Raw genomic sequence first — 14,646 nt, forward strand, 5'->3', positions numbered from 1 at the left:
CCCTGTCTGATCTATGCTGATTGAAGCACCTTCTTGATCGGATCAGAGGTCAGCATCATGTCGATCAAAACAAGAAAGTATCTGACGATTTTCACCCTGTGCGCTGCCGCCACGGCGTTGTATGGCACGGCCGCCTATCGCGTCGAACAGACCCGCATGAAGCCGAGCCTGGCTGCCAGTTGCGACCGTGACCATTGCATTCCCCAAACCGCCAGCTTGAGCGCCCTCAGGTAACGTCCTGATCGGCTTTCAACTGCTCTCGAAACGCCTTGGGCGAGAACCCGACACGCCGGCGAAACAGCCGTGAGAAGTTGGTCGGGTCGGAAAACCCCAACACTTCCGACATTTCATTGATGGTCATGCTGGTGTAGGTCAGCAGGCGCTTGGCCTCCAGCAATTGGCGGTCGTGCATGATCTGCAACGCCGGTTGCCCGCCCAGTTCCCGGCAGGTGCCATTGAGGTGGGACACCGAAATCCCCAGCTTATGGGCCAGGTCCTCGATTTTCGGGTGTTCGCGGTAGTGCTGTTCAACCAATTGGGTGAAGTGCCGGAAATATTCGCGTCCCCGGGGCGCCCGAGGATGACGGCGCTGGATGGCCTGGCGGCTGATCCACACTAGCAGCACGCTGACCAGGGCGTGCATCATCATGTCGCGCGCGGGCTGGTCATCGGCGTACTCGTCCTGCAGCCGGGAAAACAGGCTGTTGAGGTAGTCACCATCCTGGCCAGCAGGGTAACTGCCCAGGGCACTCAAGCCGTCTACCGCCGAACCCAACTGCCCCTGCAAATGCACCACTAGCGGTGCAGAGAGGGTCACGACATAACCTTCAACCTCTTCGGAAAAACGAAAGCCATGGACGCACAGCGGCGGCAGCACTTGCAGCGTCGATTCGTTCAGCACCGTGCGCTGGCCTTCGATCTCCAACTGCGCCTGGCCCTTGTACACAAACAGTAACTGACACAGGTCCGCGTGCCGGTGCGGTGCAATCTCCCACTGATACTCGCGGCTGCGCCGGGAGATGGTTTCGCAGTGCAACAGATCCGGGGTCGGCCATTGCTGGTTTTCCCCATACAGCTTGAAGACCGGAATCGCGGTAGTGGCAGTTTTGGTCATGGTTTCAATCCGATATTCAGGATAGTGGTGCGGTAATCGCCCCGATTGGCAAAAAGCGCAGGCTTTGGATCAGTTTTCACCTTCTGATGCTGGCCATTCAAGTGAAAAATGCCAGCACCAAGACCAATGACAACTCTTTCACCGAATACGTTCGCGGAAAGCTACGGGCCATAAAAATAATGAAAACGTTGAAAACCCAAATCGCCATCATCGGCGCCGGTCCCTCCGGGCTGCTGCTAGGCCAACTGTTGCACGAGGCAGGCATCGAGACCCTGATTCTTGAGCGTCAGACGCCCGATTACGTCGCCGGGCGGATTCGTGCCGGCGTGCTGGAACAAGGCATGGTCGACCTGTTGCGCCAAGCCGGTGTAGGCCGACGAATGGACACCGAAGGGTTGGTGCATGACGGGTTTGAGCTGGCGCTGAATGGGCAATTGACCCATATCGACCTCAAGTCGTTGACCGGTGGCAAGACGGTGATGATCTACGGCCAGACCGAAGTCACCCGCGACCTGATGGCGGCACGCCAAGCGGCGGGTGCCGTCACCTTGTATGAAGCCCGCAATGTGCAGCCCCATGACCTGAAAAGCCAGAAGCCCTGGCTGACGTTCGAGCATGACGGCGAGTCGTTTCGCCTGGAATGTGACTACATTGCTGGTTGCGACGGTTTCCACGGTGTGGCGCGGCAGTCGATCCCGGCCGAGCATGTGAAGGTTTTCGAGCGGGTCTATCCGTTTGGCTGGCTGGGGATCCTGGCCGAAACCCCACCGATTCATGATGAACTGGTGTACGCCAAGCATGAGCGCGGTTTTGCCTTGTGCAGCATGCGTTCGCCTACGCGCAGCCGCTACTACTTGCAAGTGCCGGCCGAAGAGGCTGTCGAAGATTGGTCCGATCAGCGCTTCTGGGATGAACTCAAGGCCCGCCTGCCAGCAGGGTTGGCAGCGCAACTGGTGACTGGGCCGTCCATCGAGAAGAGCATCGCGCCTCTGCGCAGCTTCGTGGTGGAACCCATGCAGTACGGCCGCCTGTTCCTGCTGGGAGACGCCGCCCATATCGTGCCGCCCACCGGCGCCAAGGGCTTGAACCTGGCGGCCAGCGATGTCAGTACCTTGTTCAATATCCTGCTCAAGGTCTATCGCGAGGGGCGTGTGGATTTGCTGGAGAAATACTCACAGATCTGTTTACGGCGGATCTGGAAGGCCGAACGCTTTTCCTGGTGGATGACCTCGATGCTGCATCAGTTCCCGGAGGCGGACGGCTTCAGCCAGCGCATTGCCCAGAGCGAATTGGAATACTTTGTCGGCTCCGAAGCTGGGCGCAAAACCATTGCAGAAAATTACGTCGGACTTCCTTACGAGGCTATCGAATAGCGGGCTATCGAGTAAACTGACAAGCATTCCTGCGGGCCCTTTTACCCGTGGGGCTTGCCTGCAGGTTCAGCCGTGACCAACCTCAATCAGCCCGTTCAGCCCAAACCCGCCATCCGCAGTGTTCTGGTCGCCTTGATGATGGCGATTTTTCTCGGCGCGCTGGACCAGACCATCGTCGCCGTCTCGATGCCGGCCATTTCCGCCCGGTTCAACGACGTCAACCTGCTGGCCTGGGTTATCTCCGGCTACATGGTGGCGATGACGGTGGCGGTGCCGATCTACGGCAAGCTTGGTGACCTGTACGGGCGGCGGCCGATGATGCTGATTGGCATGGGCCTGTTCACTATTGCTTCGTTGTTCTGCGGCATGGCGCAAAGCATGGAACAACTGGTGTTGGCGCGGATCCTCCAGGGCATTGGCGCCGGTGGGATGATCTCGGTGAGCCAGGCGATCATCGGCGACATCATCCCGCCCCGTGAGCGCGGTCGCTACCAAGGCTATTTCAGCAGCATGTACGCGGTGGCGAGCGTCGCCGGGCCGGTGCTGGGCGGTTATATGACTGAATACTTGTCCTGGCGCTGGGTGTTCCTGATCAACCTGCCGCTGGGCGCGGGCGCCTGGTGGGTGGCACATCGCACGCTGGTGGGGCTGCCAGTGCCGCAACGTAAACCTGTCATCGACTATCTGGGCACCTTGCTGATGATCATCGGCCTGACCGCGCTGTTGCTGGGCATCACTGAAATCGGCCAGGGCCACCATTGGCGTGACGATCAAGTCTTGGGGTTGCTGGTCTGCGCCCTGGTGGCGCTGACGGTGTTTGTCTGGCATGAACGCCGGGCACGCGAACCCTTGCTGCCGATGCACCTGTTCGCCAACCGCAGTGCGGTGCTGTGTTGGTGCACGATTTTCTTTACCAGCTTCCAGGCGATTTCGCTGATCGTGCTGATGCCTTTGCGTTACCAGACCGTTACCGGCGCCGGTGCCGACAGCGCGGCGTTGCACTTGTTGCCATTGGCTATTGGTTTGCCGATGGGCGCTTATTTTGCCGGGCGCATGACCTCGGTGACTGGCCGCTACAAACCGATGATCCTTACCGGCGCGTTGTTGACTCCGTTGGCGATCCTCGGCATGGCGTTCAGTGCGCCGCAGGCGTTGCTGTTGAGTAGCTTGTTCATGTTGCTCAGTGGGATTGCTGCGGGTATGCAGTTTCCCACCTCCTTGGTGGGGACGCAGAATTCGGTGGAACAACGGGACATTGGCGTGGCTACCAGCACCACCAACCTGTTTCGCTCCCTCGGTGGTGCGGTGGGGGTGGCATGTATGTCGGCGCTGCTGTTGGCGTTGTTGCAGGATTCCAGTTTTGCTCATCTGGCCAGTGGGGCGCTGGTGGCGGAGGGCAGTTCTGGCAATGTGTTGCTCGATGGGCTTAATGCGGCGCCAGGGCCGGCGCAGGATGCTTTGCGGGGGGAGTTGTTGGTGACGTTTCGGCATTTGCTGATGGTGAGTGCGGGGGTGTCGTTGTTGGGGTTGGCGGCGGCGGTTGCGATGCCTAATCGGGTGTTGCGGGGGCGGGAGGACAAGGTTAATTGATGGTGTACATATCCGTTGCTGCGGTAATGGCCGCCATTGGTTCCGCTCTTACAGCGGGTCACTTTGCAAAAGCGGCAAAGTAACCAAAACGCTCTTGCCCCACCACTCGGTGCCTCGCTTTGGCTCGGCATGCCCTCACTCCGGCATTGCTCCGTGGGCCGCCGCAATGGGCCATCCCTGGCCCAGTGCGGCTAAACCGGCGTCCTGCCGGTTTACCCACGGATCAATGCCTGCGTTCGGCCATCGTGGTTTAACGGGGCGCCTAAGATCAAAGTCAAAAGCAGATCAAGAGCACAGCGGCCTACCGGCCGGCTTGAGTGGTGTGAAGCGAAGGCAAAATCAAAAGCGAGCACGGTCTACTGTGGGAGCTGGCTTGCCTGCGATGCAGGCAACTCGGTCTTTCAGGAACACCGAGGTGATGCCATCGCAGGCAAGCCAGCTCCCACAGAAAAGCAGATCTGCTTTCGCTCTGGCCCTTGCCTTTGCTTCTACCACTCAGGTCGGCTTTCAGGCCGCCGTGCTTTTGATTGTGATCTTAGGCGCCCCGTTAAACCACGCTGGCCGAACGCAGGTATTACGCAGTGGGTAAACCGGCAGGACGCCGGTTTAGCCGCGTTGGGCCATGGATGGCCCGTCGCGGCGGCCCACGGAGTAATGCCGGAGTGAGGGCACACCGAGCCTGGGCGAGGTGCCGAGTGGTGGGGCAAGAGCCCTTTTGGTTACTTTTGGGGCTCTTTTCCAAAAGTGACCCGCTGTAAGAGCGGAACCAATAGCAGCCATTACCGCAGCAACGGATATGCCCCCTCCCAGCCCCTCCAAAACCTCAAGGACTGTAATACCCCACAGCCACCATCAAACGCCCAGCCTTACGCAAATAGGCATGCTTATCCTCAACCTTCCCCGTCACCGGGTTCTTCCATCGATACTGATATTCCCCCTGATCCTGCTCAGCCATCAGCTTCAAGATCGGTTCCCCCACCGGCTTACCCTCCGGGTCGTTGATCTTGCCAAAGTCGGTATTAACCAACCGCAAATTTGTCCCGTGAGCCACGTACCGCTGGGTATCCAGGTCAACCACAAACACATACAGATCATCCTGCAGAAAACCACCCTGCATCGCATTGATCGCCTTGAGCGTGCCGCTTTCATCTTTCGCCAGATCGTCTACTGCCTTGTCCCGCAGGGCCTTGGCCTGCTCCGGCGAGGCCCGTGGCAGGTAATAGCCCACCGCGAGAATGCGATCGCCAATGCGCTGATAAAACACGTGCTTGCGTTCGACCTTGCCGTCGTTCCAGTTCTGCCACCGGTAGTCGGCCTGCTGAATACCGTTGGCCTCGGGCTGTAGCAGCACATCCTTGAAGGATTTGCGCAGGTCCGGCCCCAGTACTTCGGAGATATCCCGATCGATCAACGCGGAGGAGGGCCCGCCACTGGCCAGCAGAACGCCCTTGGTGTCGACCACGAATACGTAGCGATCCTTGTCGACAAACTCGCCCTGACGACTGAAGGCTGCGAAGGCCTTGTCGCCATAGTCGTGGTAGTAAGCCAAGGCCTTTTCCAGCAGGGCTTTGGCGGCTTGGGCGTCTTTGTCTTGCGTGGTGGCGGCGTGCACCTGGCTGAAACACAACAGTAACAGCCAGGTGATGCGGAGCATTGCCTTCATTGCCCGTCCCTCGTTCTTGTCAGTGTCCCAAGAGCGTAGACGGTTGTCGGGTAATCAGAATGGCTTGGTTGGCAGGTATTTGCCGTCCAGGGTAATCACTGCGCGGGAGCCGCCGTCCGGGTCTTCGACCTTCTTGATGTCCAGTTTGAAGTTGATGGCGCTGATGATGCCGTCGCCGAATTGCTCGTGGACCAAGGCCTTGAGGGTGGAGCCATAGACCTGGAGCATTTCATAGAAACGGTACATGGTCGGGTCCGTCGGAATACCACCCGGGAAGCTGCCGCGCAGGGGCACGGTTTGCAGCAGGCGGCTGGCGTCCTGGTCGAGACCGAGTTTGTCGCAGACCACGTCAGCGGCGTCCTTGGGCAACGGGTGCTGGCCCAGCAAGGCGGCGGTGACGAACGCCAGGCTCAGGCCGGTGCCGTCGGTGAGGTCCTGCCATGACAGGTTCTTGCGGGTCTTGATGTCGATAACGGTATCGGCCAGGGCCAAGCGTGGGGTTTGAGCGAATTGGGATTGCAACATGGTGATTTCCTCTTGGGTAAACAGGGGTTATGCAGCGTGTTGAGGTGTGGTCGAGACCGCACGGGTCTGCGGGTTTTCCAGCAGGGACACAAAACGTCCGGTGGTGCCGTCCAGGGCGGCGATGCAGCCGCTTTCGATGTCATACACCCAGCCGTGCAGGTTCAGCCGGCCTTGTTCCAGCGCCAGGGCGACTGAGGGGTGAGTCTTGAGGTTAGCCAGTTGCGCGACCACGTTTTCCCGTACCAGGGAGTCCAGCCGGGCCTCGTCGGAGGCATGGGTACGGGCCGCATTGATCACCTTGGCCGATTCGGCATGGCGCAACCAATTGGCCACGGCCGGTAGGTGATCCAGGCATTTGCAGGTGGAGATGGCGGTCATGGCGCCGCAGTCGGAGTGACCGCAGATCACGATGTCGCTGACGCCGAGTACGGCTACGGCATATTCGACGGTGGCTGACACGCCGCCCGGCTCCGGGCCGTAGGACGGCACGATATTGCCGGCGTTGCGGATCACAAACAGGTCGCCGGGTTCCTGCTGGGTCAACAGCTCCGGGACTACGCGGCTGTCGGAGCAGGACACAAATAATGTGCCGGGGTTCTGGGTGGTAGCCAGGTGTTTGAACAGGTCGCTGCGCTGGGCAAAGGCCTCGTTCTGGAACTTGCGGAAACCGTCGATGAGATGCTGCATGGTGGTTCTCCTTGCGTCGCTGATGGGGCAAGGATGGAAGTTTTCAGCTATAGCGTCCAAGACCGGCTTATTATGGTTTCTATAAGTCATACCTATAGTTGAGCGCCCTCATATGCTGCTACGCCATATCCGCTACTTGCTGGCCGTTGCCGAGCACCGCAACTTCACCCGCGCTGCCGAAGCGTTGCATGTGTCCCAGCCGACCTTGTCGCAACAGATCAAGCAATTGGAAGACACCCTCGGTGCGCCGTTGCTGGATCGCACCGGGCGTAGCGTACGGTTGACCGATGCAGGTGAGGCCTATGTACGTTTTGCGCGGCTGGCCTTGCAGGATCTGCAGGCTGGTACGCGGGCGATGCATGACGTGCAGGACCTGAGTCGTGGCAACTTGCGCCTGGCCATGACCCCGACGTTTACCGTCTACCTGATCGGTCCGTTGCTGGCGCAGTTCAACAGCCTGTACCCGGGGATTGTGGTGAGCGTCGAGGAGCTGACTCAAGACCGTATCGAAGCGGCATTGGCGCAGGATCAGTTGGATATCGGTATCGGGTTTACCGGCGAGCACTTGCCGGATATCGAGTGCGAGGGATTATTTGTCGAGGAGTTGAGTGTGGTGGTCAGCGCCAGCCATCCGGACCTGGGTGGCCAGCACTGGCTTCAACAACCGCTGGTGCTGTTGAACTCGGGCTTCGCCACCCGACGCTACATTGATGACTATTGCCGCAGCCAGGACGTAAAACCGCAGATCGCTATGGAAGCCAACTCCATCAGCGCAATCATTGAGATTGTCCGTAACACGACGCTGGCGACCATTCTGCCCAGTGCGATTGCATGGGCTCAGGTGGGCTTGAGTGCGGTGCCCATTCACCCGGCGTTGCCGCAACGCACGGCGGCGTTGCTCAGTCGCAAAGGGGCTTATCGCAGCGCGGCTTGCCGGGCGTTTATCGAATTGATCAAGGCGCCGCCAACCACTGATTGACGATCCCGTCATACACCCCGGTGACCGTACTCAAATGCAGCCACTGGTCGACGTAGCTTTTCCAGGCCACATCGTCCCGGGGCAGCAGGAAGGCCTTTTCGCTGTATTGCATGTAACGCTCGGGGTTCACGGCGCACAGCCCAGGCTTGAGCTTCTGCTGGTAACGGGCCTCGCTGGCGTCGGTGATCATCACGTCGGCCTTGTTCGCCAGCAATTCGTCGAAGATCGTCACGTTGTCCGGGAACAGCCGCAATTGCGCCTGGCCCAGATGCGCCCGGGCGAAGACTTCGTTGGTGCCGCCCGCCGGCTCGATCACCCGGACTTGAGGCTGGTTGATCTGCTCCACGGTCTGATAGCGCGACACATCGGCACAGCGCACTAAAGGGATTTTGCCGTCGACATTCATCGGCTGGCTGAAGAAGGCTTTTTTCTGCCGCTCCAGGGACACAGAAATACCGCCGACGGCGAGGTCGCAACGCTGGGCGAGGAAGTCCGGCATCAGGGTTTTCCAGGTGGTAGGCACCCACTTGACCTGCACGCCGAGGCTTTTGGCCAGGGACTGGGCCATGGCGATATCGATGCCCTCATAGCTGCCGTCCGCGCGCAAATAGGTGTAGGGCTTGTAGTCACCGGTGCTGCAGACCGTCATTTCACCGCGCTGGATCACCTCGTCCAGGCGCGAAGCGGGGGAGGCGGCCAACGCGGGCAGCGCCAGACCTGTCAGCAGGCAAAGTGTCAACGGAGCTTTCATGCGGGCGAGTCCTTGGGGGGCAGAAGCGGGGCCCCATATTTTCAAATGTTTAGTCTGGGCACAACCAAACTCCGTCAAGACTGAATTGAACGACTTATCCAGCCATGTGACGCTGCCCGGCATCTCTTCACTGTGATCCTTGCATGGACGGTTCCTCCGACACTCACCCCGAGACACCGCCCGGCGCTACCGCGTCCAGCCGTCCGGCTCGTCGACGAACCTCTGCCGATGCATTGCCCTCCGAGTTGGCCTTCTGGGCGTTGTGGCACTGCCGCCATGCACGCCCACCGGATACTGCTTCTTTACGTTGATTGTCCCCGTGGATGCCCCGCGCATCTGACCGGCAGCGCCTGCGCGCCTGCCTGACGCGAACGTATGAGGACTCTCCATGAGCACCGCCTTTGCCACCCTGCATGAAGCCCAGTCCTTTCTTGACCTGAACCCGGATATCGAGATGTTCGAGTTGTTTATCCTCGATAACAACGGCGTACCCCGAGGCAAGTTGTTGCACCGCGATGAATTGCTGGCGGTCTATAAAAGCGGTCGGCCGCTGCCCAGCACCATCCTCGGCCTGACCATCAATGGTGACGACGTGGAAAACTCCGGCCTGGTGTGGGAAGTGGGCGACATCGATTGTCGCGCGTACCCGGTCAGTGGCAGTTTGCAGCGCATGCCCTGGCGGTTGATTCCGACAGCGGCGGTGCAGGTCAGCATGCACCCCGAGGAAGGCATGCCCGCCACCGTGGCCGATCCTCGGCATTTGCTGGCCAAGGTGATCGACGGGCTCAAGGCCGACGGTTACTACCCGGTGATGGCGGCGGAGTTGGAGTTCTATTTGCTCGATCAGAAGCCCGACAGCAACGGCCGGCCGCAACCTGCGCGCGATGTCGATGGCAGTCGTCCGCGCTCGACCCAGGTTTATGGTTTGCGGGAGTTGGAACAGATCGAACCGTTCTTGGCCGACCTGTACAGCGCCTGCAAACTGCAGGGTATTCCCGCGCGCACGGCGATTTCCGAGTATGCCCCGGGGCAGGTGGAAATCACCCTTGAGCACCGCAGCGATGCCCTGCAAGCCATGGACGAGGCGGTGCGCTACAAGCGACTGGTCAAGGGCGTCGCCCACAAGCACGGGATGACCGCCTGTTTCATGGCCAAGCCATTCGACGACTTGGCGGGCACCGGCATGCACATGCATGTCAGCCTGGCCGACCGAGACGGCAACAACCTGTTTGCCAGCGAGGCTGCCGATGGCACGCCGCTGTTGCGCCAGGCGGTGGGCGGCATGCTCAGTACCTTGCTCGATTCACTGCTGATGTTCTGTCCCAATGCCAACTCCTATCGACGCTTCCAGACCAATAGCTACGCACCGCTGGCAGCGACCTGGGGCGTGGATAACCGCACTGTAAGCCTGCGCGTGCCTGGCGGGCCGGCGTTTTCCCGGCATATCGAGCACCGTATCTGCGGCGCCGATGCCAATCCGTACCTGGCCGCCGCCGCGATTCTGGCGGGGATTCACCGAGGTATTCGCGAGCAGCGCGACCCGGGTGTTCCGGTGGAAGGCAACGGGTATGCCCAAGCTAAAGAGTTGCTGCCCACTGACTGGCTGACCACCTTGCGCGCGCTGGAGGGTTCGACCTGGGCGCGGGGGGCCTTTGGCAGTGAGTTCCTCGGGGTTTACCTGGCGGTGAAACGTGCGGAATACCGTCAGTTCATGGGGGAGGTCGGGGAGCAGGATTGGCGCTGGTACCTGCATCAGGCCTGACGGGTTCTTCCGGGAGTAAACAGAAAGTTTGGTAATTGTTCACTCCCACTATTTATTCCTATTATTTTCACGAAAAATTGATAGACGCCTGCTTACAGTCCGTGCCGTCGCTACCAAGGGGTTTTTTCCTGGCGGCACTTATTTCCTGGCCAAGCAGAGCGTTATGTTTAGCGTCAAACCCGTCCGCCCCGAGATTATTACCCTGATCGCCAGCGCTTTTCTGTTGCTGGGATTCAACCTCGTTCTGTGGCAGCACCTGGCAGATATTGTCACCCTCGACACCCGCGGGTGGCTGATGTGCGCAGCTTTCGCCGTCATGCTGCTATTCGGCTTCAATCTGGTGCTGACGCTGTTGGCCTTTCGACGGGTGCTCAAGCCGGTCTTGATGTTGCTGTTTTTGATCAGTGCCGGCGTGGCTTATTTCATGAGCCAGTATGGGGTGTTGATCGACGCTGCCATGTTTCGCAACTTTGCCGAAACCAACGCGACTGAAGTGCGCGACCTGCTGTCTTTAAAGTTGCTGGCCTATGTTTTGTTGCTGGGCATTTTGCCGTGTTGGTTATTGTGGAAAACCCCGATCAATTATCGGCGCTGGCACCGTGAAGTCTTGAGCAAAGTGCTGGTGAGTGTTGCCTCGGTTGCGGTGATCGGTGGTGTAGCCCTGATCAACTACCAGGGGTTGTCGTCGCTGTTTCGTAACCACCATGAACTGCATTTGATGATCGTGCCGAGCAACTACGTGGGGGCCTCCATTGGCTACCTGCGCGAACAGGTAGTTTCTGCCCGGCAACCGTTCCATACCATCGCCGAAGACGCGCAGAAAAGTCCCGCCTGGCAAGCCCACACCCGTAAGTCTCTGACCGTGCTGGTAGTGGGGGAGAGTGCGCGCGCCGAGAACTTCGGTATTCTGGGGTACGACCGTGATACCACTCCCGAGTTGTCGCAGGAAAGCGGCCTGATCGCCTTCACCGACGTGCACTCCTGCGGCACCGAAACGGCGGTGTCGGTGCCCTGCATGTTTTCCAATATGGGTCGCAAGAACTACAACGCCAGCCAGGCGAAAAACCAGGAAGGCTTGCTGGACGTGCTCAAGCGCGCCGGTATCGAGGTGATCTGGCGCGACAATCAATCTGGCTGTAAGGGCACCTGTGATCGGGTGACGGTCCAGAATGTCAGCAAGCTCAAGGACCCGGTGCTGTGTGCCAACAGCGAATGCCGCGACGAAATCCTGCTGCAGGGTCTGCAGGCGTTCATCGACAACCTGGACAAGGACACCGTGCTGGTGCTGCACCAGATGGGCAGCCATGGCCCGGAGTACTACAAGCGTTACCCCAAGGAGTACGAACATTTCACCCCGGTGTGTGAGAGCAATGCCCTGAACACCTGCAGCCGCGAAAGTATTGTGAACGGCTACGACAACACCCTGGTCTACACCGATCATGTGCTGGCCAGCCTGATCAACGTGCTGCGCAGCAATCAGCAGAAGGTTGATACCGCCATGCTCTACCTGTCCGACCACGGCGAGTCCCTGGGGGAATACAACCTGTTTCTCCACGGCACCCCGTACATGTTGGCCCCGGATCAGCAGAAACATGTGGCGATGTTGGCCTGGTTCTCAGACAGTTATCAGTCAGCTTTTTCGGTGGATACTCATTGCCTGCAACTGAGTCGTCACAAACCCTTGAGCCAGGACAATCTGTTTCATTCGATGCTGGGCCTGCTGGACGTCAACACCCAAGCCTACAACCCAGGCCTGGATATGTTCGCCGGCTGTCGCACGGCAGTGGCTGACGGTGTACTCGCCAAACATTGAACCTTTTTCGACCTTTTTTTCACGCGCCGGTAGTTAAGCTCCTTGCGTCTGAACCACCCACAAGAGTCGTGTGATGTCGTCGCAACCACCGTCCTCCATCGAGATTGAATTTGCCGAGCGCTATGATCGTGAGCACGCCCGCGTCTGTGGCGACACGCGTCCGCCCGGGCTGTGGCGTCGACTGGCGCTATGGCGTGATGAGCGGTTGGTACGCAATGCGCTGAAGATCGCCGGCGAGCCAGGCTTGATCCTCGATCTGGCCTGCGGTTTGGGTCGTTTCTGGCCGGTGTTGGCCGAGCACGGCAACCGGGTGATCCTGGCATCGGACAACTCCCAGGCCATGCTCGACCATGCCCGCACCCACCATGCCCCGGCGTTGCTCAAGCGCGTGAAGACCTTTCAGGGCTCGGCATTTTCCATCGGCCTGTCGGCCAACGCCGTGGATTGCATCTTTTGCCTGGAGTTGTTTCGCCATGTGCCCAGTGCCGAAGGGCGCTTGGCGCTGCTGCAGGAGTTTCATCGGGTCAGCCGCGACACGGTGATTGTCTCGGTAAACAGTGACGCCGGTTACAAGGCGTTCGCTGCCCAGGGCTTGGCCCCGACAGCCTCAGGCAGTCATCGGGCACAGGTGGAAGCGGAGTTCAAACAGGCCGGCTTCAAGATCCTCAACCACCAGGAATTCCTGCCAGGTTCGGCCATGTGGCGGGTGTACATCCTGCGTAAAAGAGGCTAATCCGCTTCTGTCGGACTATTCTTCGGCTCCTGTCAGAGTTTTCATGGCCGCTCTTGCACTGCGGATGCTCGCAAATCCCTTTAGCGATATATACTGCGCGCCATTCTTCAAGGGAGAGCCGTGTGGCCATCGATATTCACTGGATCTGCGACAACGATAGCCTCGGCCAGCATTGCGCCCAATGGCAGCAGTTGCCATTCGTCGCCCTCGACACCGAATTCATGCGGGTCGACACCTTTTACCCTATTGCCGGGCTGATCCAGATCGGTGATGGCGTTCGCGCTTATCTGATCGACCCCTTGACCATCGATAACTGGCAACCCTTGGCCGCCTTGCTGGAGAACCCGGCGGTGATCAAGGTGGTGCACGCCTGCAGCGAAGACCTGGAAGTGTTGCTGCGCCTGACCGGCAGCCTGCCGGTGCCGTTGTTCGACACCCAATTGGCGGCCGCGTACCTGAACCTGGGCTTTTCCATGGGCTATTCGCGGTTGGTACAAGCCGTCCTCGATATCGAGTTGCCCAAGGGCGAAACCCGCTCGGACTGGCTGCAGCGGCCATTGTCCGAGACGCAAATCAGCTACGCCGCCGAAGACGCCGTGCATCTGGCGGAGGTCTACACACGCCTGCGGCCCAAGCTGTCTGACGACAAATACGCTTGGGTCCTGGACGACGGCGCTGAGCTGGTAGCCAACCTGCGCCGGGAAGTTGACCCTTACGAGGTCTACCGCGACGCCAAGTTGGCCTGGAAACTGTCTCGGGCCCAGCTCGCCGTGCTGCGTGAACTGTGTGCCTGGCGTGAGCAGGAAGCCCGCGCCCGTGACCTGCCACGCAACCGGATCATTCGCGAGCATTCGTTATGGCCCCTGGCCAAGTCTCAGCCGGATAACCTCGCCGCCCTGGCAAAAATCGAAGACATGCACCCACGGACTGTGCGTCAGGACGGCGAGTTCCTGCTGGACCTGATCAAACGTGCCGGCAGTGTGTCGATGGACCAATGGCCGCCGGCGGTTGCCGAGCCTTTGCCGATAGATGCTGCTGTATTGATCAAGCAGCTGCGTGCCCTCGGCCAGGCGCAAGCAGAACGCCTCGACATGGCGCCGGAACTGATGCTGCGCAAGAAAACTCTCGAAGCCCTGGTCAAAAGTGGCTACCCCGAGGGCCCTTACCAATTGCCTGACTCGCTGCGTGGCTGGCGCCGCGAGTTGATGGGCCAGGCGCTGCTGGACAGCCTGGCCACCGCCGGAGAACAGCCTTGAAGCGTATTTGCTCCATCTATCGCAGCTTGAAACGAAACGAGATGTACCTCTATGTGCTGAAAAGCGATGCCTTGGAGCGCGTTCCGGAGACCCTGCTGGCGGCGTTCGGCAAGCCTCACCACGCCTTTGACCTGGTACTGAGCCCGGCGCGCAAGCTGTCCCGCGAAGACATCGAAGTAGTTCTGGAAAACCTCGAGAAGCAGGGGTATCACCTGCAAATGCCGCCGGCCGAGGACGAGTACATCGAGCACTTGCCTGACGAACTGCTGCGCCGCAACGACCCGATGTGATCGGGAGGTGTCCCGTCAGGGGCACGTTCATGAAATGGAATCGTATTATCTGGCGGCGGCCCGAGGGATGCCGTGAACTTGCTGCTTGCGGCCGCCTGCACTGTTTTTGA

14 protein-coding genes are annotated in these 14,646 nt (G+C 59.7%); 9 read left to right on the forward strand and 5 right to left on the reverse strand.

Features of this window, described 5'->3' with window-relative positions; all coding sequences use genetic code 11:
* Window positions 1–57 precede the first annotated feature (57 nt).
* Complete coding sequence (locus HKK55_RS03470; protein WP_169353377.1) at window positions 58–234, forward strand: hypothetical protein; 177 nt, start codon at window positions 58–60, stop codon at window positions 232–234.
* Here HKK55_RS03470 and HKK55_RS03475 read toward each other — a convergent pair.
* Window positions 227–1,114 (reverse strand): helix-turn-helix domain-containing protein, encoded by an 888-nt coding sequence (locus tag HKK55_RS03475; protein ID WP_169353378.1) that lies wholly within the window; start codon window positions 1,112–1,114, stop codon window positions 227–229. The two genes, HKK55_RS03470 and HKK55_RS03475, sit on opposite strands and share 8 nt — an antisense overlap.
* A gap of 188 nt (window positions 1,115–1,302) precedes the next feature.
* Here HKK55_RS03475 and pobA point away from each other — a divergent pair, with 188 nt between their 5' ends.
* Both pobA and HKK55_RS03485 read left to right on the forward strand, forming a co-directional pair.
* Window positions 1,303–2,487, forward strand: coding sequence for a 4-hydroxybenzoate 3-monooxygenase (gene pobA / locus HKK55_RS03480; RefSeq protein ID WP_178128868.1), 1,185 nt, complete (start codon window positions 1,303–1,305; stop codon window positions 2,485–2,487).
* A gap of 72 nt (window positions 2,488–2,559) precedes the next feature.
* Window positions 2,560–4,077 (forward strand): MDR family MFS transporter, encoded by a 1,518-nt coding sequence (locus tag HKK55_RS03485; RefSeq protein WP_169353380.1) that lies wholly within the window; start codon window positions 2,560–2,562, stop codon window positions 4,075–4,077.
* Between the two features lie 823 nt (window positions 4,078–4,900).
* Here the strand turns inward: HKK55_RS03485 and HKK55_RS03490 are convergent.
* Genes HKK55_RS03490 through HKK55_RS03500 form a run of 3 tightly spaced genes read right to left on the reverse strand, consistent with a single transcriptional unit; the run spans window position 4,901 to window position 6,952 of the window.
* Window positions 4,901–5,740 (reverse strand): cache domain-containing protein, encoded by an 840-nt coding sequence (locus HKK55_RS03490; RefSeq protein ID WP_169353381.1) that lies wholly within the window; start codon window positions 5,738–5,740, stop codon window positions 4,901–4,903.
* A 54-nt stretch (window positions 5,741–5,794) separates the two neighbouring features.
* Window positions 5,795–6,265, reverse strand: a complete 471-nt coding sequence (gene cynS, locus HKK55_RS03495) for a cyanase (RefSeq protein WP_169353382.1) — start codon at window positions 6,263–6,265, stop codon at window positions 5,795–5,797.
* A gap of 27 nt (window positions 6,266–6,292) precedes the next feature.
* Window positions 6,293–6,952: a carbonic anhydrase gene (locus tag HKK55_RS03500; protein ID WP_169353383.1), complete on the reverse strand. Its 660-nt coding sequence runs from the start codon at window positions 6,950–6,952 to the stop codon at window positions 6,293–6,295.
* A gap of 112 nt (window positions 6,953–7,064) precedes the next feature.
* On the opposite strand from HKK55_RS03500, the gene cynR reads away from it, so the two are divergent.
* The gene (cynR, locus tag HKK55_RS03505) at window positions 7,065–7,931 is read left to right on the forward strand and encodes a transcriptional regulator CynR (RefSeq protein ID WP_169353384.1); all 867 of its coding nucleotides are present in this window, start codon (window positions 7,065–7,067) and stop codon (window positions 7,929–7,931) included.
* Here cynR and HKK55_RS03510 read toward each other — a convergent pair.
* The gene (locus HKK55_RS03510) at window positions 7,906–8,682 is read right to left on the reverse strand and encodes a transporter substrate-binding domain-containing protein (RefSeq protein ID WP_169353385.1); all 777 of its coding nucleotides are present in this window, start codon (window positions 8,680–8,682) and stop codon (window positions 7,906–7,908) included. The genes cynR and HKK55_RS03510 overlap by 26 nt on opposite strands.
* Window positions 8,683–9,070: 388 nt before the next feature.
* On the opposite strand from HKK55_RS03510, the gene HKK55_RS03515 reads away from it, so the two are divergent.
* The 5 genes from HKK55_RS03515 (at window position 9,071) to HKK55_RS03535 (ending at window position 14,536) form a co-directional block, all read left to right on the forward strand.
* On the forward strand, window positions 9,071–10,444 hold the full coding sequence (locus HKK55_RS03515) for a glutamine synthetase family protein (RefSeq protein WP_169353386.1): 1,374 nt from the start codon (window positions 9,071–9,073) through the stop codon (window positions 10,442–10,444).
* Between the two features lie 163 nt (window positions 10,445–10,607).
* Entirely contained in the window at window positions 10,608–12,257 is a 1,650-nt protein-coding gene (locus HKK55_RS03520; RefSeq protein ID WP_169353387.1) for a phosphoethanolamine transferase, read from the forward strand.
* 73 nt (window positions 12,258–12,330) lie between these two features.
* A complete protein-coding gene (locus tag HKK55_RS03525) occupies window positions 12,331–12,990 on the forward strand; it encodes a class I SAM-dependent methyltransferase (RefSeq protein ID WP_169353388.1) in 660 nt (219 codons plus the stop codon).
* A 122-nt stretch (window positions 12,991–13,112) separates the two neighbouring features.
* A complete protein-coding gene (gene rnd, locus HKK55_RS03530; RefSeq protein WP_169353389.1) occupies window positions 13,113–14,246 on the forward strand; it encodes a ribonuclease D in 1,134 nt (377 codons plus the stop codon).
* Entirely contained in the window at window positions 14,243–14,536 is a 294-nt protein-coding gene (locus tag HKK55_RS03535; RefSeq protein ID WP_169353390.1) for a YcgL domain-containing protein, read from the forward strand. Before rnd ends, HKK55_RS03535 begins: the two co-directional genes overlap by 4 nt.
* Window positions 14,537–14,646: the final 110 nt, after the last annotated feature.

Source organism: Pseudomonas sp. ADAK18, assembly GCF_012935695.1.
Lineage (GTDB): Bacteria > Pseudomonadota > Gammaproteobacteria > Pseudomonadales > Pseudomonadaceae > Aquipseudomonas.

What these genes read in the sequence shown, in the direction of transcription:
- HKK55_RS03470 (WP_169353377.1), top strand. Translation starts at nt 58, where the DNA reads ATGTCGATCAAAACAAGAAAGTATCTGACGATTTTCACCCTGTGCGCT.
- HKK55_RS03475 (WP_169353378.1), bottom strand. Translation starts at nt 1,114, where the DNA reads ATGACCAAAACTGCCACTACCGCGATTCCGGTCTTCAAGCTGTATGGG.
- HKK55_RS03490 (WP_169353381.1), bottom strand. Translation starts at nt 5,740, where the DNA reads ATGAAGGCAATGCTCCGCATCACCTGGCTGTTACTGTTGTGTTTCAGC.
- cynS (WP_169353382.1), bottom strand. Translation starts at nt 6,265, where the DNA reads ATGTTGCAATCCCAATTCGCTCAAACCCCACGCTTGGCCCTGGCCGAT.
- HKK55_RS03500 (WP_169353383.1), bottom strand. Translation starts at nt 6,952, where the DNA reads ATGCAGCATCTCATCGACGGTTTCCGCAAGTTCCAGAACGAGGCCTTT.
- cynR (WP_169353384.1), top strand. Translation starts at nt 7,065, where the DNA reads ATGCTGCTACGCCATATCCGCTACTTGCTGGCCGTTGCCGAGCACCGC.
- HKK55_RS03510 (WP_169353385.1), bottom strand. Translation starts at nt 8,682, where the DNA reads ATGAAAGCTCCGTTGACACTTTGCCTGCTGACAGGTCTGGCGCTGCCC.
- HKK55_RS03515 (WP_169353386.1), top strand. Translation starts at nt 9,071, where the DNA reads ATGAGCACCGCCTTTGCCACCCTGCATGAAGCCCAGTCCTTTCTTGAC.
- HKK55_RS03520 (WP_169353387.1), top strand. Translation starts at nt 10,608, where the DNA reads ATGTTTAGCGTCAAACCCGTCCGCCCCGAGATTATTACCCTGATCGCC.
- HKK55_RS03525 (WP_169353388.1), top strand. Translation starts at nt 12,331, where the DNA reads ATGTCGTCGCAACCACCGTCCTCCATCGAGATTGAATTTGCCGAGCGC.